Consider the following 20,232-nt stretch of genomic DNA (forward strand, 5'->3'; position numbering starts at 1 on the left):
AGGGTTACTCATTGAGTAACCCTTTTTTATTAACAATGCTGATTTCAACAAAGCAGAATCGCGGTCGCGATTACATGCATGACTCTTTAGCGGCATTCGTTTTAGAGAAATCATGTTGCGTTGTCGGCTGAGTATGCTGAATAATTTTTGACTTTGCATTTTTCGAAAAATCATAAGCGTTAGTCGCCGCTAACGTCTTTGAAAAATCATGCCGAGTCGAGCCACGCTGAATATTATTGGGTTGCGCTGCTGCGGCAATATTTTTAGAAAAATCGTAATCAGCACGTGCAGCTGATGTTTTAGAAAAATCTGGTCGTTCTGCCATTGCTGATGCAGAAAATAAAGTAACAATTACAGATAAGGCTACGCTGGTTAACATTTTCATATACAACTCCAATCTAATTTGCCTATTTCGTTAACAAACAGTCTAAGTTATTTACCTGTTTTAGAGAACAAAAAAAGGACAAGTTTTGCAATTTGATACATATAACATACAAAAAATTAAAACTATGTTAGACAACTATGTTATTGGAGGAGGATTAACTATATGAAGAGTAACTGTTTTTATCGGCCAAGGACTCTCAGAAATCTTTCCTTCGAGCTTGTCTTGTATGGGAAACAAATCAGTAAACAAATGTAAACCGATCGGACAATGTGCGTGAGTAGTGCAATGACCCGATGCTAAAACTTGGCACACATCGTCGCAATTAGCACCATAGATATAACGACTGTCAGACAAAAATCCATGTTCACCATATTGCGTTTCAATCGACGAAGCGATGTTTGAAAAGTTTATCAGTAAAGATGTTTTACCAGTATCAGCAAGACGTTGTTGGATCTGTATATCGCTTTTATCTAGGGTATGTAGTATATCAGGCAACGCCATCGCAGGGCTCAGCAGAAACTGCCCAACCAATGAGATGAGTAATACCCAATGTGTTAACCCTTTAATCATTTAATCATTTACCCTTGCTAGAAATTCAATCGTTAAGATCCGTGAATGCACAGTAGTAGACAGATGATCCGCCCAATAGTTTCCATTTATATTTTTATTAAAGACTGACAATCAGGCCTCCCGCGCCCAATAAAAAAGCGCTTAGTTATTCACTAAGCGCTTTGATGATTTTCAAGGCTATTACGCTTAAATAGGTGAACCTGGTGGCATAGGTAAAGGATGAGCAATAAGCTTAAGCTTAGGATCGTTCAAACCCTTTTCAATGCCTTGTTGCAACCAAGCAAAGTGCGCAGCTTCGTAGGCACTGACACGTTTTACTTTGCGTTTAAGCTGCTTAACCATATAGCCTAAACGTTCGGCTAATTGAGCCTTCACTTCAGGTCGTGTTTTATCGTCATGGTATGCCGCTAATAACACATCAACAGTCACCGCATTGACTCGCATCCACACACCCAATTCAGGGCCTGTTGGCATATCGGCAAAAACCGTTTTAGCGAGCACTTTATCGGTCACTTTTGACACCGACCATTGCTCTTTATCGTTAAGATAAGCTTGGTTTATACGATTGATTCGCTCTGGCACAAAAATTTGTGATAGTGCATGCCGACTTAAGACTTCAGCCATTCCTAACGGATCCGCGACCACACCGAGTCCCGAATGGAAGCTTTCTCGAGTATTGCTATAGTTGCCCGCTTTAGGAACTAGCATCTCCTGCAGAGACTCAGAAATGGCTAACTCACTCGGCGCTAAGGTCGCTAAAATGGCCTGCAATGCTTGCTGCTGCAGTGCTGGGGCAAGGTAGTGCCATGATTTACCGTCCACTCCGTCACCATAAGTGTAATCAGTGCCCCCGATAAACTTAGCGGCGGCACTGATTTGGAATCGCGTTAATAGGTAGATCGGCACAAAAGCATCACTAAGCTCACCTTTTGGCTGCTCCGCTAATAGTGCAGTGGCAGAGAAGTTTTGTATCGCTTTAGCGCGTACAGCACTTAAACGTGTCAATTCAGCCACTGGGTCGTTGCCGTTGTCCCACAGGCTGGCGTAAGCGTTACTGGCCCCCGCCCCTCTTGAATCGGCTTCACCAATATATCTAAGCCCTTGGCGCTCAACTTCTGCGCGCATATCCTTGAGTGCTGCTTTCTCTTGCGCTGGATCTGAGTATTCAGCGTAACCATAAGCAACGGTATATTTATCCCAAGCACCAATACCTTCATCATAAGGCTTAGTAATATCAATCTTGTCACCGTTAATCGTGACCATAGGATGTGGATAATCCATCACTGAGGCATTGTTATTGCTCGATGCGGCAAAGTTATGATCTAACCCTAACGTGTGGCCAACTTCATGGGCCGCAAGCTGTCTTATTCTTGCAAGTGACAACGCCATGGCGGCATCATCAGCCGCGGCTCTATCTTCCCAACCCGCAGTAAGACCTCGTGCAATAAGATGGTCTTGTCGTACTCGTTGGCTACCCAGTGTGACATGCCCTTTAATGATTTCACCCGAGCGAGGGTCGGTCACGGCTGAACCGTAAGACCAGCCACGCGTAGCGCGATGCACCCATTGAATAACGTTATAACGTACATCTTGTGGGTCGGCATCTTCTGGCAATAACTCAACTTTAAAGCCATTGATAAAACCAGCTTCAGTAAAGGCATCTTCCCACCAGCTTGCGCCCTCAAGGAGTGCTGAGCGAATAGGCTCTGGCACACCAGGATCGAGGTAATAAGTAATAGGTTTAACAACCTGACTTGGCGCTGCACCAGGGGTTACTTTCTCTAGTCGGTGGCGCAGCAGAAAACGTTGACGAATATCTTGATCGACACGGGTGCCGTAATCGAGATAATCATCAGATAAGTAACCGCTCATGGGGTGATAAGAACGCGCCTGATATTGCTCTTCAGGCAAAGCGATAAACGAGTAACGTAAACGCACTGACATATGTTTTGCATCAGGGGTTACCTGCGCAACATAGTTACCCTCTTTGGCACTGTTAAAAGTCAGTAATACATCCACATCACTATTACGCTCAAATGACTTAACCCCTTCAGGTAAAATCAAAGACTTCGTTTTGTCTAATTGGTAGCTACCCTGTTTAGTCTGCTCTAAGACATCGCTAATACCATGTAGATCGTTAACGACTAAGTCATTTATAGAGACTAAATTACGCTTACCTGTGACCAATTTTCCGCGCCATAAAACAGATTCAGCAAATGCCTCTTTTACTGCACGTTGCTCGGCAGCATTATCAGTGTCAGCTCGGTAAGCGGTATTGAGTTGTTTAAGAATAAGGTAAGGGCCATGGCGTTCAAACTGTACCATTCGGGTACGCCCTAACTGCCCTCTATCAAGACCGATATCATTGGAGCCAACCCCATGCGGTAAACTGGTGAGCAATAAAAAAGGTTGGTTGAGTTTGTTGGCTTCCATGTAGAGATCGCCAGATGCTTTCTCATAAAACAGATTAATGAAACCTGTGGCTGCTTGGCTTTTCTTAATGATCGTGTTGGTATTAGTAGCAGCATTCACACTGGTCAGTGGCATTGTCGCTAGGGCGATTGCCAGTGCAAGTTTGTAAGGTTTCATGGTCTCTCCTTGAGCCTTATTATTCGCTATTGTATCAATACAATAATCTTTATTATTTGTTAGCTTAATAAATAGGCTTGTACTATAGCAAGCCTATATGAAAAATTATCAAGCTAATCATGATTTTCGACCACATTCATTAATCCAATAACTGATGGTTTCAAATAACTCGTTGAGCACAATAGGTTTAGTGATATGTGCATTCATCCCTGCTGATAAACTCTTTTCTCTATCACCAGACATAGCGTGGGCCGTCATCGCGATAACGGGCAGCTCTGATGCAGGATAACGTTTACGCAGTTCTTTGGTGGCGGTTAAACCATCCATCACTGGCATCTGTATATCCATCAGAACAGCATCGTAGCTTGCCGCATCAATCATCTCTAAGGCGATTTGGCCATTTTCAGCCACATCTACCGTATAACCTGCACTCTTGAGCAGTTCAGTCGCAACCTGCTGATTAATAAAGTTATCTTCAACTAACAATATATAACCAGCATCTTTGTCTGATTCTTCTTCACTCGCCTCTGGTAGCGGATTTAGGCTTGGTTCGTCGGAGAATGCCGAGATTATTTCGTCAAACAAAGATGACGCTTTAAAGGGTTTTTGCAGCAATGCAAACACATTAGCACCTTCAATATCCTTATGCATCGGCTCCGCCGTATAGGCTGTCATCATGATGATCACAGGTCGCTTAGCCAACTTGCCTTCAGCCACCATGGCGTCGATCTCTTTAATCACCTCAATACCATCCATCTCTGGCATCATCCAATCAAGCAGCAGTAAATCGACCGGATTCTTGCTTAATTTATATAACCCTTCAGGGCCACTGGCGGCAGTATCAACAGAGAAGTGAAAATCTCGCATCACGCTTGAATAGATCTGCAACGCTGTCGGGTTATCGTCAATAACTAAGGTCTTCAAGCTGCCTACGGTTGCAGGCACCACAAATGGCAACACTTCCGCTTCTTCGGCAATCTCAAAGCTGATGGTGAAACTAAAGGTACTGCCTACCCCCATCTCACTTTCAACTTGCATGGTGCCACCCATCATTGACACTAAGTGCTTACTAATAGATAAGCCTAGTCCGGTCCCCCCGTACTTACGGGTGGTTGAACCATCAGCTTGGGCAAAGGCGTCAAACAAAATGGCTTGCTGCTCTTTACTAATCCCGATACCGGTATCACGTACCCAGAATTTAAGCGTAATGCGATGATCTCGCTCACCGACATCTTCACAGCCAAGCTCAATTTCACCTGACTGGGTGAACTTAACGGCGTTAGACAGCATGTTAATCAACACTTGCCCCAGACGCAGTGGATCGCCCTCAAGAATTAACCCCGCGGTGACCGGCGCATATAACAGTAGCTCGACACCCTTCTCTTGCGCTTTTAGCGCGTTAAGATCCAACGCATGGTCGAGCACCTTATCGAGTGGGAATGCGACCCGCTCTAGTTCAAGCTTACCGGCTTCAATCTTAGAAAAATCGAGAATGTCGTTGATGATCCGCAGCAATGAATGGGCTGAGAAACCGGCTTTTTCGAGGTAATCTTTCTGCTGAGCCGTTAGCGATGTGCGCTGCGCCAACTGCAACATACCAATAATCGCATTCATCGGTGTACGGATCTCGTGGCTCATGTTGGCCAAGAATTCACTCTTATAAAGGTTTGCCATTTCAGCGTCTTGCTTAGCTTCAAGCATGGCGCCTTCATTGCGCTTATGGCGGGTAATATCTTTATGGGTTCCGACCATACGCTTGGGTTGATTGGTCGCAGTAAACTCGACCACTCGACCACGCGATAGCAGCCAATGGTACTCACCATTTTTACCGAGCATTCTAAATTCAACATCATAAGTGCCCACGGGATCGCTCAAGTACTCGTTACGATGCTCCTCTACCCGTAAACGGTCATCTGGGTGAATAAGTTCATCGATTGTAGAGACTAACGCAGGAAATTCATTACTCTTATAACCGAGCATTGAGTAATACGCTGGATTACAAATAATTTGCTCTGAATCTAGATACCAATCCCAGAGGCCATCCTCTACTGCGTCCATCGCAAGATGATAACGCTCTTCAGACAAACGTAGCTGCTCAGCTGATTCATACTCGCGGGTAACATCACGCCATACTGCAATCAAACCTAACAGTTCATCCCGGCGGTTATAGAAGGGAATTTTTAACGTATCAAGCAGTACGGGTTTACCTGCCAGATCCACTTTTTCTTGGTAACGCAGTGGCACGCGATTGGCGAGGACGCGTTTATCTTCGGCGCGAATACGCACCGCTTGCTCGCTCGGGATGAGTGCATCAGCATACTGGCCTATGATCTCATTTTCGGTGTAACCAAGCATGCGCTCTGCAGATTTGTTACAACCTAAATAACGACCCTCTTTATCTTTAAACACAATAGCTTCGGGGATCGAGTCCAGTAAGGAACGCAATAACGCATACTCTTGCTCACGTCGTTCAGTGGTCTCTTTGAGTCGCTCTGTACGCTGTGCAACTTGCTTGTCGAGTCGCCGGTTTTGTTCTGCTAGATGTCGGGTATATTGTTTGTTTTCTTCAAAAATCCGACTCACGAGCTGGAACCAGGGGGCCCAGCCTTCGGTAATTTTCTCCGGTGGCTTTATCGGCTCCGCCGAGCACTCTTCTAAGTGCGTGAGTAGCCTAGTGGCAGGATTAACGAACGAGCGACGTGTCTGCCAATGCACAATCGTAACCAAAATAGATAACGCCATCACCACCAACACAAATGACAGTTCAAGTTTTTCCCATGAATCTTTAAACAGATCATCCACATCTTGCAGATACAGCAGTCGCCAAGGCGCATTATTTAACGCTACTGAGTGAATGTAATAGCCATTACGGATAATACCTTCATGGGCATCAAACAGTTCAGACTCTGGGATCGAGTGCAATTCAGAAGGGATCTTTTGGCTGATATGGTAAACCCGACTAAAGTCCGAGGTGTCGATATCGCTATGGGACAATATATTATTGTCTTGATCCAGTAAAATTACCGTACCAGGCATTTTAAAATAGAGACGGATCTGCTTGGCTAATGAAGATAAGGTCATATCTAAGTTGATTGATCCAATAAACTCATCTTCGAGATAAATAGGCACACCTAGAGTGGTTAGCAAGCCCTTTTCAGCAGGCTCAACATAGGCCGGACTCCACGCAATACTGCGCTGCGGATTCATCGCTGGGGTGACTAACTGGAACTGTTTTTTATTGAGCAGTTCATCGCGAAAACGTTGATCATCCGATGGCCACGGATAATAAGACATTATTCGGCGTTTAGAGATGTAATAGATGGATGAGGCTTTAGGCGCAGCTTGTGTCGCAACAGGGAATGACAGTGATAACTCAAACAGCATTTCCAGTTCTTGATAGAACTTATCACTGCGGCCGTTAAGAGAACCCGCACCGGTTATCCGCCCCATGCTGGTAAACGGTTCACCACTGTGGGCATAACTCGGTTCCAGTGTAAAAAACTGACCACTTTCGTTAAATTTTTCATACTGGGGTAAGCGGTCTTTACGCACCAGTTCACCCAACCTTAAATGGTCAATGGCGACATTACGCAAACTCTTTACCGCTCTAATACTCGATTCAAGCAACAGATCGATTTGTAGCACATGACGCTCAACAAGCTCTTCACGTTGCTCCATCACTTGTGTTTTTTGTCTTTCAAAAAAGAACCAAGCAGTCACCAAGGCCATGATAATTACACCGATGTAAGTGTAAAAAACTGCCCTACTATAATTTTTTTGTATCTGTGACTTTAGCTGAGGAGCCGGATCAGTCGGTTTCATTTACAACCCTTGGTAATGCTCAATCGAAATGTGTAATCGTGAGTGCCAATGCCTAAACAACGTTTATCTTGGCATGCTGGCCAATAGTATCAGGAAGATAGCTGATTGGAATACTCTATATTAGCCTAAAATGTAATTAATCAAACAAAAAAATGCCTATGCATATGAGTAAATTCCCAGCCTACACTTGCTGTATAAATCACGACGAGGAGTGAAGATTTAGATGGGATGTCTCGAACACATTTATTGAACGGCAACGCCCATTTTTCTCTGACATTGATAGCCTAAATCATTTAAAGAAAATGATATGGCCTGATCGTTTTATTTATCCTACGAGTAATTGTAGCTATTGATATCAACTGACAACACGTAATATTTATAAATGCAGCAATTGCCATAAAAAAACAATAAATAACAGTCGCTAAATGACTCCACGGCAGCCGTATTTCTTTTACAAAGGGTTTTGGCCTATCTCGTTTTAGCATTAGAAAAGTAATATTTCTACATTGAGAATGCACAAAATGATTGAGGTAAATTGGCAAAAGTACCTTTGATATAAGGCTGAGAACGGCTATGGAACATAAACATAGCTAATGGAGACTTTCTGGTGTGACAGAAATTGATGCTCTTCAGGTGCGTGGAAGAAAAAGGTACGAGATTTATCACTGTCCAAGTGATGGACAGTGTTTGGTATAAAACAAAGCTTCGCGGTATTACTTACTACTACCCACACGAGGATATTTGTCACAGATCCAATCAACGATTTTCATGATCCTTGCATCGCGCTGCTTCGATGCTTTATAGGCTATCGAATAATTAAAACCTGAATAACATGAAGGAAGATCTAATTTAACCAGGTTGCCCGAATCGATTTCAACCTTCAAGGTTTGTTCAACCCCCAGTACAACACCTTCTCCATATATCGCAGCTTGAACCGCTAGCATATTATGATTAAACACTAACTTCTTCTGAACGGAACTCATTTCGATACCGTTATCCCTGAACCAGCTATCCCAGTCCAGACCATAATCTTTATGTTTGGAAAATAACAAACAGTGATCATGTAAATTTTGCGACGTAATTTTTTTCGACTTTTCAAGATATTCAGGACTACAAAATGCAATAAGCGTCTCTTTAATAAGCGGCTTAAACACATAACCATCTTGCGACTCTCGAGTTACGATAAATATATCGGCAATCATATCGCTCATTTCGATGTCATTTTGAAACATGCCGACGTTAATATTCAACTCAGGATATTCCCTTCTCAACTTCTCCATATTTGGAACCAACCATCTGGCCGCGAGAGAAGTATAGGAGTGCACCCTGACCTCACCAGACATCGTTGGAACCAGACTGGCACAGACACTATTCAAGTCATAGAAAACCGGAGACAGTCTCTGCCTCAGTTCAAGGCCTGCTTCAGTTAAGTTGATTTTTCCTGAATTCCGATAAAATAGCTTTTCTAAGAAGTAGTCTTCCAGCTGTTTAATCTGCTGCGATACAGCACTTTGAGTAATACTCAATTCATTAGCAGCAAGAGAGCAACTTTCTAATCTTGCGCAGGACTCAAAAATCTGAAGTGCTCTTAACGGAATATTATTATTCATAATTAACTAAATATCGAAAACCTTACAGGAGGTTATCATAAGATTTTACTTAAAAAATGTAATGACGCGCACAATAAAGTGTTACTCCATAGTTAAATGGAACGGGTTTTTTTAATAATAAGACTGGGATCACAAACACTACCTATAACGTGAACACTAAATATAAAAATAAATTTCAGTGCAATTTTAAAATATAACGACAATGATAATAAAAATCAAATAATAAGAATAAAGCCACTATAAATCAAAAACTTAACCTTGAACAAAATATTTACCATCAACTATTGTCAAAATATCGCATACATCTTGGGTGTTTTTATTAAAATAAAACATTCATCAATATTTAAATTTTTCATTTGGTTAACAATCGTTCGTAAAAATACCCCGTAGAATTAAACAGGGCATTAATCAAATACACTTGCTCGAAAAGATTAGACAAAGTTAATATACTGGTAATTAGACTATCCCAATATAACACTGAGATCTTGGCTGACTTCATCGAGAAATTCATCGGCTTGATCAAACACACCCAACATTTTTATGAAACCGTGAATGACGCCGCCATACATCTTATGTTTTACCAGCACACCGCATGCCTGAAGTTTTTGTGCATAATGACAGCCATCATCGCATAAGGGATCATACTCGGCGGTATAGATCAATGTCGGTGGTAACCCACTGTGGTCGGCAGCATCGAGGGGCGAGCAATAGGGATTTTTGGCATCGGTTTCGCTGCGTACATAGTGATTCCAGTAATATTTCATACTGGCTTGCTGGAGCAAATAACCTTCGGCATTGGCGACAGCCGAAGGCGTATGCCACCCGTACTGCACTGCTGGGTAAACCAATACCTGATATGCCAGCTTAGGTCCATTTTCATCACGCAGACGTAAACACACAGCAGCAGCAAGATTACCGCCCGCACTGTCACCTAAAATACCAATTCTATTCGCATCCAAGCCAAGTTGAGATGCATACTCAAAAACCCATTGTGTCGAGGCATAACAATCATCCATAGGGATAGGAAACTTGTGCTCCGGTGCCTTCTGGTAATTAATGGCAATGACAACAGCTCCAGTGCGATTAGCCAACGCTCGACTAAATGAATCATTGGTTTCGATGTTAGATACAACCCAACCACTGCCATGAATAAAGATAAGCCCAGGCTGCAACTCTCCCGTGTCTTCAACGCCTTCAGGACGATAGATACGAATGGGTAGGTCGGCCGTTGGCCCTGGAATAAATCTATGTTCAATCGCAGAAACGCTTTCTGGTTTACGGCTTGGTGTTGCCGTGGCTAATGCGGTTAGATCGTCACGTCTGGACTGTGCCGGCGTCATATCCTCATAAGCTGGAGCACCCGAGTCACGCACCTTTTGCAAAAACTGTTCAACTTTTGGGTCGAGCGGCATAATCCTCTCCTTATCTCTAATGTATTCAATTGAAATTAGTATCTTATTCAAATGACATGTCCGCGCATTGGTAACATTTACATGTCGCCTAGATTCTTACCTAAACAATAAAAAGGTATGCCGCCTGGCCATCACTAACAGCTACAGAATCAAACAATGTGGGGATTGAAAATCATCAACTGACTCTGTTGAAATAGAACACTCGTCAGGCAGCATTAAAAATGTGACGCTGCGATAAGCGTATAACCTTGCTCAAATAAGCCAGAGTTAAAACCAGCCAAATTGACACTAACTTTTCGGCTGTACCTCGGTAGATCCCATTAAACGTGGACGATTAGCCTCAACCTGAGTCAACGGCTCGACCTCATGCATCGATCTCGACGAGCGACCCGCTAATAGCTGATACTCTAAGGTATTGAGCCCTTTCCAATGTAAATCTTGCTCAGATACCTGCCGAATGACCTTAGCTGGCGAGCCAACCAGCAGTTGCCGCGGTTCGCCTTGAAAACTTCCTTTTACAAAGCTCATTGCACCAACAATACTGTCACACCCAATCACGGCACCATCCATCACCACCGCGTTCATGCCGACGAGGGCATTTCGCTTAATCACACAACCATGCAAAATGGCGCCATGACCGATATGACCGTCCTGCTCAACCACGGTATCCATACCCGCATAACCGTGCATGATGCAGCCATCTTGCAGATTGGAACCTTGCTCTAAAATCAGCCGACCATAATCACCACGCAACGATGCAGTTGGCCCAATATAGACATCTGCACCGACGATTACATCACCGATTAATACTGCAGTCGGGTGAACATAGGCACTGGGATCTACCACTGGCACTAAGCCTTCAAATTCATAACAGGGCATTACAATTACTCGCTCTATTTACTATCCATTTTATCAGCAACTTAAGCCTTTCAAGAACATAACAGGCCATACAAGTGACTCTCTTACATTGTGTAAGAAATTAGCGGTTAACTCTCTGCCTCAATAGACCAAAAAAATTAACGGATAATGTCTCTAATACCGACCCGATAACAGTGTGGTGAGCACTGAATATAAAGGTACCATCGATATTCATGGGAGCATTGCGCTCACCGAAAAACATGAACCGAGCGACTTTCCGCTCGGTAGCTCTATCTCGACTATTGCCACTCTACGAGGCCAAAGTTCAGATAGACCATCTCAGGATCGTTGGCATCCACCATTTTGAAGTGAATACAGTTATCGTCCCATCTCCAGATTTGGGTTTTCACTGTGCTGCCCGGATACAATGATTTGGTGAGACGGGTTTTAAAACGCGTCAGACGTTCAGGTTTGCCGGGAAACATGGCCTGAATAATGTGACAACAGGCAACACCAGCTGTGCTCACTCCATGCAGGTTTGGCTTAGGGTGACCAAATTCCTGAGCATACTCCCAGTCGACATGTTGGGGATGATCGTCACCAGATAGTCGGTAAATAAGCGCCTGGTTAAGTGGAATTGCTTGTTCAATTTCAAAATCAGGTGCTCGTTCAGGCATCTCAACGATATCTCTGGGCGCCTTAGGTCCACCGAAGCCACCGTCATAGAGGGCACAATCCCAGCTCTCGTTAGTAAAGAGTTTTGTACCAGCTTCATCGAAGGTTTCGCCGATATGTTGAGCGAGGCAGCCACGGCCTTCACCTCGATCAAACAGGCCTTTTAGCAACACTGTAGTGCTCAATTTCCCCGGACAGGTGGGTAATGGCTGATGAATATGGAGATCAAATCCCCAATGCAGAGATCCACCCCACTGGAAACCATAATCTATAGTCTTGGTCACCTCAGCGTCGACAATTTGTATTGCCGCAAACATAGGTAATACTTTTAAATTCTTTTCATACACATAATCTAAATCTGTTTTACCGTCACTTCCTGCACCACAACCCAGTGCAAACAACATGACATCTTTTTGTGTATATTCATTGATGAAGGGGCCGTATATTTGTCCCTGCATCTCTAATTTTAACGCCATTCGAAACTCCTTTTACAAACCAAGAAACACAACGCCTGACGGGCTATTTGAACTAATAACAGTGGGATCGGGATCACCTGATCCCACCGATTTATTTAAGGCTATTAATCGAAAGATTATCGGCCTTTCCAAACAGGGTCACGCTTCTCAGAAAAAGCGAGAGGTCCCTCTGACGCATCTTCTGAACGCAATACTGACGGATAATTTTTCAAGGTTGCGGTGCGGATATGACGATAGCCTTCTTCAACTGATAGCTCAGCCGTTTCGCGATATATTTCTTTAATTGCGGCAATGGCCAAAGGTGCGCCCTGAGCTATTTGCAGAGCCAATTCACGCGCGGTCTCCATCAGTTTATCGCTTTCAACCACGCGGTTAACGACGCCCCAACGAAGTGCTTCTTCGGCGCCCATACCACGGCCAGTCATCATCAACTCATTGACAATTGCAGGCGGTAACAATTTAGGCAGACGTAGCATTCCGCCGCTGTCAGGCACAATACCGAGTTTGGCTTCAGGCAAAGCAAAACTGGCATTCTCAGAACAAACAATCATGTCTGCCGCAAGCGCAAGTTCAAAACCACCACCGAATGCATAGCCATTTACCGCTGCGATGACAGGCTTGTCTAGATCAAAAATCTCGGTTAAACCCGCAAATCCACCTGGGCCAAAATCAGCATCTGGTGCTTCACCTTCGGCCGCGGCTTTCAGATCCCAACCAGCAGAGAAGAAACGTGCACCGGCACCGGTAATAATGGCGACGCGCAGTTCTGGGTCTTCACGAAATGCCAGGAAGGCTTCTCCCATCTCAAAACTGGTTTTGGCGTCAATGGCATTCGCCTTGGGTCTGTCCAAGGTAATTTCTAAAATACTGCCATTTCGGACGATGTGTAATGATTCGCTCATACTAATACTCCATTAGGAGTCATCAAAGATGACTCTCATTAAAAGATTAATTCAGTTATTGGATTTAATTAATTGGGTTTAATTAATTCGATATAATTCACTTTATTTAGCTGGAATTATTAAAACAAAGTCATGCAAGAAGTTTCTTGTCTACTTTACAAGTACACGTTCTTGGGAAGAACTTTCTTATTTCAACAATAGATGGAACTTTAAACTTAGCCATATTTTCAGAACAATAATTGAGTATATTATCGACACTCAATGACTCGCCCTCATTAAAAATAACGAAGGCTTTTACTGCTTCATCACGGATATGATCCGGAACACCGATAACCGCAGCATCGAGAATATAGGGATGAGACATCAGAACTTTTTCAATTTCACTACTTGAAATATTCTCTCCAGAGCGTTTAATCATATTTGTCTTTCTATCGACAAAATAAAATAATCCCCTTTCATCGACATATCCTTTATCTCCGGTGTAGAGCCAACCGTCAGCAGTCAAGACCTGTGCTGTCGCTTCTGGATCCTTATAGTACCCCTTGAGTATGGTTCTCCCGGGAACCCCTTTGACTCGCAGATCGCCAACAACATTTGGCGCAACTTCATCGCCATTAGCATCGGTGATCTTAGCGTCATAGGAGAGACCCGGTCTGCCGATGGACGGCCAGTGACGTTCTTCACCTGGCGTGTCACCGATTAAACCGACTAAGGTCTCAGTCATACCATAGGAATTAAACAACTCAATCTTGAATCGTCTTTCGAAATCTGACTTTTCCTGATCTGAAATGTGCATAAAAAACAACATGTCACGAAGACAATGCTCGCGTTCATGGGGCATGACCGGCTGCAACATTAAAGTCCGAACTATCATCGGCATACTGTGGGTGATAGTGGCCTTATAATCGCAAACCTGCTTCCAAAACTTACGTGCACTGTACTTCTCAAGCATGACTAAACGCGCACCAACAGTAAACGCAGCCATAGCCGCATTGCACTGAAAGTCGATATGAAAGCTGGGCATCATAGTTAAATAGATGTCATCAGATCTCAAGTTTGTTTGCCAGGCTGTGTAATAACCCGCGAACAGAAGATTACAGTGAGTGATCTCCACTCCCTTAGGCCTGGAGGTTGTGCCAGAGGTACATAAAATTTCGACCACATCATCACTGCTTAATGGCACCATCTTGTCTAACTGACTAGATTGTTGGCTCATAAGCTTATCGAAATTAATCGCATTCGAAATATCTGTACTTATCGACCTTGCCACTAAGATATTAGTGACTAAATTATCGTCATCCTGCGCTATTCTTTTAAAAGTAGGCAGAAACTCCTCTTCAATAACCACCGCTTTTACATCACATTTATTAATGATGTAATTACACTCTCCATATACATATTGCGTATTAAGAGGAACGATAACAGCGCCAATTTTTGCTAACCCAAACCAACAGAATATAAATTGAGGGCTGTTATATAACTGTACAGCGACTTTATCCCCCTTATTAATACCTAACTGAAGGAATAAGTTTGCTGCCTTGTTAATTTCGTCATTCAGTGCACTATAAGTAAACTCTCGGACATCGCCAGCAGCATCCTCAAAAACTAATGCTGTGTTATCACTATATTTACGCGCACGCTCTTCCCACATGCATCTGATTGTTTTGCTACCAACGATATCCATTATCAATGCCTCACTTACTACCAGAGACTTTGGCCAAGCCTTTTTCACTTAAATTTTGAATTTCTTCATCCGAATAACCAATATCACTCAAGATATTCGCAGTATCCATGCCGTGTTTTGGCATTCCGCGCCATATCTGACCAGGATTATTCTTGAACTTAGGCATCACGTTTGGCCCTTTGCAGGTCTTGCCATCAATGTTTTGCCACTCGGTAATAGACTCACGCGCCACATACTGTGGGTTAGTCTCGAGCTCTGGAACCGTCAGCACCTTAGCACTGGCGACTTTTAATTCGGCGAATCTTGCTAACGCCTCTTCAATAGTGCGAGTGGCTAGATAGGCATCCAGACTATCTTCAACTAGCTCACCGAAAGGACATTCAACGCGATGGATCAGCTGAGTTCCTGCAGGGATCTCCTCTGTGCCAAATAGATGAGAAATATTCATATCCTTGAACATCTCTTCAATCTGCATTGCACCGACCAGCTCCATAACGATATAGCCGTCCTTACAGGTGTACAGACCACAACCTGCATAGTAAGGATCTTTACCTTTGGTCATACGCGGGCACATCTCACCACCGTTGAAGTGATCCATCATGAAGTACTGACCCATACGCAACATCACTTCATACATGGCGATGTCGATACTTTCGCCGACACCAGTTTCACGAACACGGTATAAGGCCGCCAAGGCTGAAGTGGTTGCCGTCATGCCTGAGAAGTAGTCAGCCGTATAAGGGAAAGCCGGCATAGGCTGGTCCTTGTCCCCGTTCTGGATAAGGTAACCACTGAATGCCTGAGCAATCGTGTTGTAAGCTGGAAGATTGGTATACTCATCGGTGCCGTACTGGCCGAAACCTGACAGATGTGCAACAACCAGCTTCTTGTTATGCTGCCACAAAACTTCGTCTGTGATACCGCGACGAGCGAAGGCGGGTCCTTTACTCGCTTCGATGAAGATATCAGTCGTTTCCATCAATTTTAGAAACGCATCCCGACCTTCATCTTTAAAGATGTTCAGAGACAAGGCATGTAGATTACGACGAGACAGCTCTGGATAGTTAGGCTGTACACGTATGGTGTCTGCATAAGCCACATTCTCAATCCAAATGACTTCAGCGCCCCACTCGGCAAGCATCTGGCCGGCAAAAGGCCCTGCGATTTCAATACCGGAAAATACAACTCGAACCCCTGCTAGCGGGCCGAACGTAGGAGTGGTTAATTTCTTTGACATATTACCCTTCTCTTTTATATTCAAACAAAGACTCTGCACGACGATACGTCGGCAATCTCTAATAAAGACTCAAACGGATTTGAAGATAAGGCGTACTGAACCTTGAAAACGTGATGACGATAAATGCGCGTTTTCGGGAACTAGGCAAGTATTTAAATGGCCTCCACAATGGTTTGTGGAGGCCTTGCCGTACGGATTAAACCCAGCGACAGTTACTTATATTGCTTCAACACAGAACGACCTAAGGTCAGAATTTGCATCTCATCTGAACCGCCAGACACTCTGTCGACACGAATGTCACGCCACATACGGCTGATACGATGCTCACCGGCAATAGCGTAACCACCCAGAACCTGCATGGCAGAATCGATGACTTCAAAGCCCGCATTTGCGCAGTAGAATTTGCACATTGCCGAGTCACCCGAAGTCATGACGCCGTTATCACATTTCCAAGCTGCTTCATAAACCATGTTTTTCATGCTGTTAAGCTTGATAGCCATATGAGCAAACTTCTCTTGGATCAGCTGGTATCGACCAATAGCCTCACCGAATTGCACACGTTGATTGGCATATTTAGCCGCATCTTCGAATGCACAGTACGCTGCACCATAGTTGGTCAGTGCAACGAGGAAACGTTCAGAATCGAACTCCTCCTTAACACGAAGGAAGCCATTGCCTTCCTCACCAAACATGTCTGACTCTTCGAGTTCAAGTTCGTCAAACTGCAACTCACAGCAGCTGTCCATTTTTAGCCCAAGCTTTGGCAGTTTGCCTAGCTTGATCCCAGGTTTTGACATATCGACAAACCACTCGGTGAAGATTGGCTTTTCTGAATCGGCATCTTTAGCCATCACCACGATGTAAGGCGTACCTGCCGCACTCGTGATAAAGCACTTACTACCAGTCAGATAAATTTTGCCATCCTTTCTTTTATAAGTGGTAAGCAAGCTACCCACGTCAGAACCGGCACTAGGCTCAGTAATCGCCGAGTTCCACATCTGCTTACCGGTGCCACGAAATGCCATGATCTTATCGATCTGAGCTTGGTTACCGTGTCTCAGTACAGTAGCAATACCTGGCAGCTGGTAAAGAACGTAAGTGGGAGCACCCAATCTTCCGAGTTCTTCCCAAATAGCGGTCAGAGTTACCATGCCTTCATTGAATCCATCGTACTCTTCAGGAAGCAACAAACTGTCGATCCCCATATCGGCTAACTCTTTGACAAACCTTTCAGGGTACTGACTGTTTTCGTCACACTCTGCGAAGTAGTTTTCCCAGTTCTCCTTCGCCATTAAGTCGCGAATACCAGAAACAAATAACTCTTGCTCGTCGTTTAATTTAAAATCCATCGTATATTCCTATAAATTGCTATTACTTGGCTAAAGAGCAGGCTTGTAGGCCAACACTAAGAGCTCCATTTGTTTTTACGAGCATCTTTCAAGAAAGAGATAATAATCATGACATTGACGATAATCAGCGGCGCACCACCGGCAATAATTGCCGTCTGTAGAGGCTTAAGTCCGCCCAGTGACAACAACACGATACCGATAACACCTACAAGTACAGACCAACCCACACGCACCCACACTGGTGGCTCGTTATCAGCATCGACTCCCTTACAGGTAGACATCGCCAACGTGTAAGAACAGGCGTTGATCAGGGTGACCGTTGCGAGGAAACATAAGATGAAGAAGCCCCACATGGTAATCGTGCTATACGGTAGTGCAGCCCAGGTTTCGATGATCGCTCTGGCAGCACCATGTTCAGAAATTAGCTGAGGCATGTTGATGATATTTTCATTCATCAAGTTCATGGTGTTACTGCCCAGAATGGTCCAAAGGAACCAAGTAGAAGCCGTCAAACCACCCACCATTGTCAGACAAAGCTCTCGTACTTTACGACCACGAGAGATCTTAGCCAGGAAGATACACATCTGAATGCCATACACTACCCACCAAGCCCAGTAGAACACGGTCCAATCTTGCGGGAAGCTGCCTTCACTGATTGAACTGGTATAGAAGAGCATGCGAGGCAGTAGGTCCAACATGACACCGACTGACTCAGTGAAGTAGTTAACCGTGAAGCTGGTGGCGCCGATAAGGAACACCCAAACAAGCATGATGATACTTAGGTAGCTACGCAGATCACTGGCAAGCTTAACGCCCTTCTGTAGACCGAAGGCGACACACACAGCGTTAAAGATAATCCATGAAGAGATAACGATTGTATCGACTGCCGGGGTACGAGGAATGCCGAACAACCATTGGATACACTCAGTCACTAGAGGTGTAGCCAGACCTAGGCTGGTACCCATAGCAAGGATCAAGGCGACCACATAGATGTTATCGATACAAGTACCAATAATCCCCTTATGATGTTTACCTAGAATCGGCTCTAAGGTGCCACTGGGACGAACTACATCCATTTTCTTAACGAACAGGAAGTAACCCAAAGCAACGGTAAAGAAGCCGTAACCCATCCAAGGCAGAGGTCCCCAATGGAAGAGACTATAAGCAAGTCCTAACTCTTTTGCTGGAACCGACAGTGCTTCGAGATCGAAGGGAGGATAAGTTACATAGTAATAGACTTCTAACGACCCCCAGAACAACACTGCTGCCGATGTACAGGAAGCAAACATTAGGAAGATCCAACTTCCGGTACTGAATTCAGGTGTTTCCTGACCTAAGCGATTGTTTGCATAGGGTCCCCAGACCAGCCAAGCCCAACCCGCTGCCATTGCGATCATGTACCATTCAAACGCCCAACCCCATGTGTGGGTCAAATAGTGAAATACATCCTTAATTACCAAATTAGCTGCGTCCAGATCTCTTACAGTCAAGTAAGAAAGCAATATGACGATAAGCAATGAAGGAAAAAATATTTTCGGGTCAATAGTGACCTTCCTCTTTTTTACTTCGGTGATATCTACATCCATCGTTTTTTCATTCATCTTAATACATCTCCCTCTTATATTTAGGAGGATAATAGTGAAGGTTTCGAAGTTATTTCAATCTGTATACTTATCAGACCTAGTATTAGCTTATAGCTAGGAAGATTACCCCCGGCTATTAACGCTAACTATTAAGAATGGTTGGAGACGCAAATTAAAATAACTTAACACACCTTTTTCATTTTCTTACCCACTGACCACAACGTTGATTTATTAATTAACACTGCTTGGTTGACGACAGAATAATGCATTCCTTAACTTTCTTATTCAGTGATCGTTATCACGATCATTTGAAATAGAAAGAAAACGGAAAAAATCACTTTTAAAATAGTGTTATTCCCATCACAAAACAGGGGCTAAAAATGAAGTTTAAAAGTGGGTTAACGCAACAACAAATTAATAAAAAACGAAAGAACCAATGGAATCAAACACTCAAAATAAAGATGCATACCGTTGTTTTCATTCACCTTTATCACGTGCGCATATTGTAAGCCCGAAAAAGACATAGCCAAAAAACAAAGCGAGAATCGGCAAAACCTATTACTCAAAATAGTATTTCTAATAGTGATATTAGTACGGCTAAAACCCTTTATTAGTAGAGCTAACATTACTATTAGAAATACTGAGAAATACAATAAAACCATTAATAACCAACGCTATTAGCAGAGCTAATATTGTTATTACACCAGCTAAAAACCCTTGTATTTAAAGAGCTAAGACACCTATTAAATGAGAGTCATTAGAATTACTAATATTAACGTTAGAAACACTAACAGGATACTGTTAATAAGTGTGACCAGTCTAACATTAGCATTATTAATTCTAGACCTATAATTGCACACCCTACTAAATGAACATACGGTAATAAAACAAACTTCTAAATAACAGACTGTAAATATATTAAAGTCGCTATATATGATTTATTTATAACATGAAGAGATTACAGTTATTGATACGCCGAATTGGCAAAAAACAATAAGTATGCAGCGGTTTACCGTCAAGACATTTTCTGAGGTTGTATAGGTTAAATCATAAAGAACATAGCCATATATCAAATTTAGA

Annotated in this window: 13 protein-coding genes; all 13 read right to left on the reverse strand. The window is 43.5% G+C overall.

Going from position 1 to position 20,232, the window contains the following annotated elements; translation table 11 throughout:
- Window positions 1-70 precede the first annotated feature (70 nt).
- The 13 genes from CXF83_RS20690 to caiT all read right to left on the reverse strand — a co-directional run bounded on the left by CXF83_RS20690 (window position 71) and on the right by caiT (window position 19,170).
- Window positions 71-385 (reverse strand): hypothetical protein, encoded by a 315-nt coding sequence (locus CXF83_RS20690; RefSeq protein ID WP_101093469.1) that lies wholly within the window; start codon window positions 383-385, stop codon window positions 71-73.
- 135 nt (window positions 386-520) lie between these two features.
- Window positions 521-955: a hypothetical protein gene (locus CXF83_RS20695; protein WP_101093468.1), complete on the reverse strand. Its 435-nt coding sequence runs from the start codon at window positions 953-955 to the stop codon at window positions 521-523.
- A gap of 186 nt (window positions 956-1,141) precedes the next feature.
- A complete protein-coding gene (locus CXF83_RS20700) occupies window positions 1,142-3,544 on the reverse strand; it encodes a zinc-dependent metalloprotease (protein WP_101093467.1) in 2,403 nt (800 codons plus the stop codon).
- Between the two features lie 117 nt (window positions 3,545-3,661).
- Complete coding sequence (locus CXF83_RS20705; protein ID WP_101093466.1) at window positions 3,662-7,366, reverse strand: response regulator; 3,705 nt, start codon at window positions 7,364-7,366, stop codon at window positions 3,662-3,664.
- Between the two features lie 713 nt (window positions 7,367-8,079).
- Window positions 8,080-8,976 (reverse strand): LysR substrate-binding domain-containing protein, encoded by an 897-nt coding sequence (locus tag CXF83_RS20710; RefSeq protein WP_101093465.1) that lies wholly within the window; start codon window positions 8,974-8,976, stop codon window positions 8,080-8,082.
- A gap of 461 nt (window positions 8,977-9,437) precedes the next feature.
- Window positions 9,438-10,388: an alpha/beta hydrolase gene (locus CXF83_RS20715; RefSeq protein ID WP_101089895.1), complete on the reverse strand. Its 951-nt coding sequence runs from the start codon at window positions 10,386-10,388 to the stop codon at window positions 9,438-9,440.
- Between the two features lie 288 nt (window positions 10,389-10,676).
- Complete coding sequence (gene caiE, locus CXF83_RS20720; RefSeq protein ID WP_101089894.1) at window positions 10,677-11,267, reverse strand: carnitine operon protein CaiE; 591 nt, start codon at window positions 11,265-11,267, stop codon at window positions 10,677-10,679.
- 278 nt (window positions 11,268-11,545) lie between these two features.
- Window positions 11,546-12,397 (reverse strand): MaoC/PaaZ C-terminal domain-containing protein, encoded by an 852-nt coding sequence (locus CXF83_RS20725; RefSeq protein ID WP_101089893.1) that lies wholly within the window; start codon window positions 12,395-12,397, stop codon window positions 11,546-11,548.
- 116 nt (window positions 12,398-12,513) lie between these two features.
- Window positions 12,514-13,299, reverse strand: a complete 786-nt coding sequence (caiD, locus tag CXF83_RS20730; RefSeq protein WP_101089892.1) for a crotonobetainyl-CoA hydratase — start codon at window positions 13,297-13,299, stop codon at window positions 12,514-12,516.
- 130 nt (window positions 13,300-13,429) lie between these two features.
- Window positions 13,430-14,983 (reverse strand): crotonobetaine/carnitine-CoA ligase, encoded by a 1,554-nt coding sequence (gene caiC, locus CXF83_RS20735; protein WP_101089891.1) that lies wholly within the window; start codon window positions 14,981-14,983, stop codon window positions 13,430-13,432.
- Window positions 14,984-14,993: 10 nt separating this feature from the next.
- Complete coding sequence (gene caiB / locus CXF83_RS20740; protein WP_101089890.1) at window positions 14,994-16,220, reverse strand: L-carnitine CoA-transferase; 1,227 nt, start codon at window positions 16,218-16,220, stop codon at window positions 14,994-14,996.
- Window positions 16,221-16,432: 212 nt separating this feature from the next.
- Window positions 16,433-17,569 carry a crotonobetainyl-CoA dehydrogenase gene (gene caiA, locus CXF83_RS20745; RefSeq protein ID WP_101089889.1) on the reverse strand — a complete coding sequence of 379 codons (1,137 nt, stop codon included), beginning with the start codon at window positions 17,567-17,569 and terminating at the stop codon, window positions 16,433-16,435.
- Window positions 17,570-17,625: 56 nt separating this feature from the next.
- Window positions 17,626-19,170 carry an L-carnitine/gamma-butyrobetaine antiporter gene (gene caiT, locus CXF83_RS20750; RefSeq protein ID WP_101089888.1) on the reverse strand — a complete coding sequence of 515 codons (1,545 nt, stop codon included), beginning with the start codon at window positions 19,168-19,170 and terminating at the stop codon, window positions 17,626-17,628.
- Window positions 19,171-20,232 lie beyond the last annotated feature (1,062 nt).

This window comes from Shewanella sp. Choline-02u-19 (genome assembly GCF_002836205.1).
In the GTDB taxonomy this organism is placed as follows: domain Bacteria; phylum Pseudomonadota; class Gammaproteobacteria; order Enterobacterales; family Shewanellaceae; genus Shewanella.

What these genes read in the sequence shown, in the direction of transcription:
- CXF83_RS20690 (WP_101093469.1), bottom strand. Translation starts at nt 385, where the DNA reads ATGAAAATGTTAACCAGCGTAGCCTTATCTGTAATTGTTACTTTATTT.
- CXF83_RS20695 (WP_101093468.1), bottom strand. Translation starts at nt 955, where the DNA reads ATGATTAAAGGGTTAACACATTGGGTATTACTCATCTCATTGGTTGGG.
- CXF83_RS20700 (WP_101093467.1), bottom strand. Translation starts at nt 3,544, where the DNA reads ATGAAACCTTACAAACTTGCACTGGCAATCGCCCTAGCGACAATGCCA.
- CXF83_RS20705 (WP_101093466.1), bottom strand. Translation starts at nt 7,366, where the DNA reads ATGAAACCGACTGATCCGGCTCCTCAGCTAAAGTCACAGATACAAAAA.
- CXF83_RS20710 (WP_101093465.1), bottom strand. Translation starts at nt 8,976, where the DNA reads ATGAATAATAATATTCCGTTAAGAGCACTTCAGATTTTTGAGTCCTGC.
- CXF83_RS20715 (WP_101089895.1), bottom strand. Translation starts at nt 10,388, where the DNA reads ATGCCGCTCGACCCAAAAGTTGAACAGTTTTTGCAAAAGGTGCGTGAC.
- caiE (WP_101089894.1), bottom strand. Translation starts at nt 11,267, where the DNA reads ATGCCCTGTTATGAATTTGAAGGCTTAGTGCCAGTGGTAGATCCCAGT.
- CXF83_RS20725 (WP_101089893.1), bottom strand. Translation starts at nt 12,397, where the DNA reads ATGGCGTTAAAATTAGAGATGCAGGGACAAATATACGGCCCCTTCATC.
- caiD (WP_101089892.1), bottom strand. Translation starts at nt 13,299, where the DNA reads ATGAGCGAATCATTACACATCGTCCGAAATGGCAGTATTTTAGAAATT.
- caiC (WP_101089891.1), bottom strand. Translation starts at nt 14,983, where the DNA reads ATGGATATCGTTGGTAGCAAAACAATCAGATGCATGTGGGAAGAGCGT.
- caiB (WP_101089890.1), bottom strand. Translation starts at nt 16,220, where the DNA reads ATGTCAAAGAAATTAACCACTCCTACGTTCGGCCCGCTAGCAGGGGTT.
- caiA (WP_101089889.1), bottom strand. Translation starts at nt 17,569, where the DNA reads ATGGATTTTAAATTAAACGACGAGCAAGAGTTATTTGTTTCTGGTATT.
- caiT (WP_101089888.1), bottom strand. Translation starts at nt 19,170, where the DNA reads ATGAATGAAAAAACGATGGATGTAGATATCACCGAAGTAAAAAAGAGG.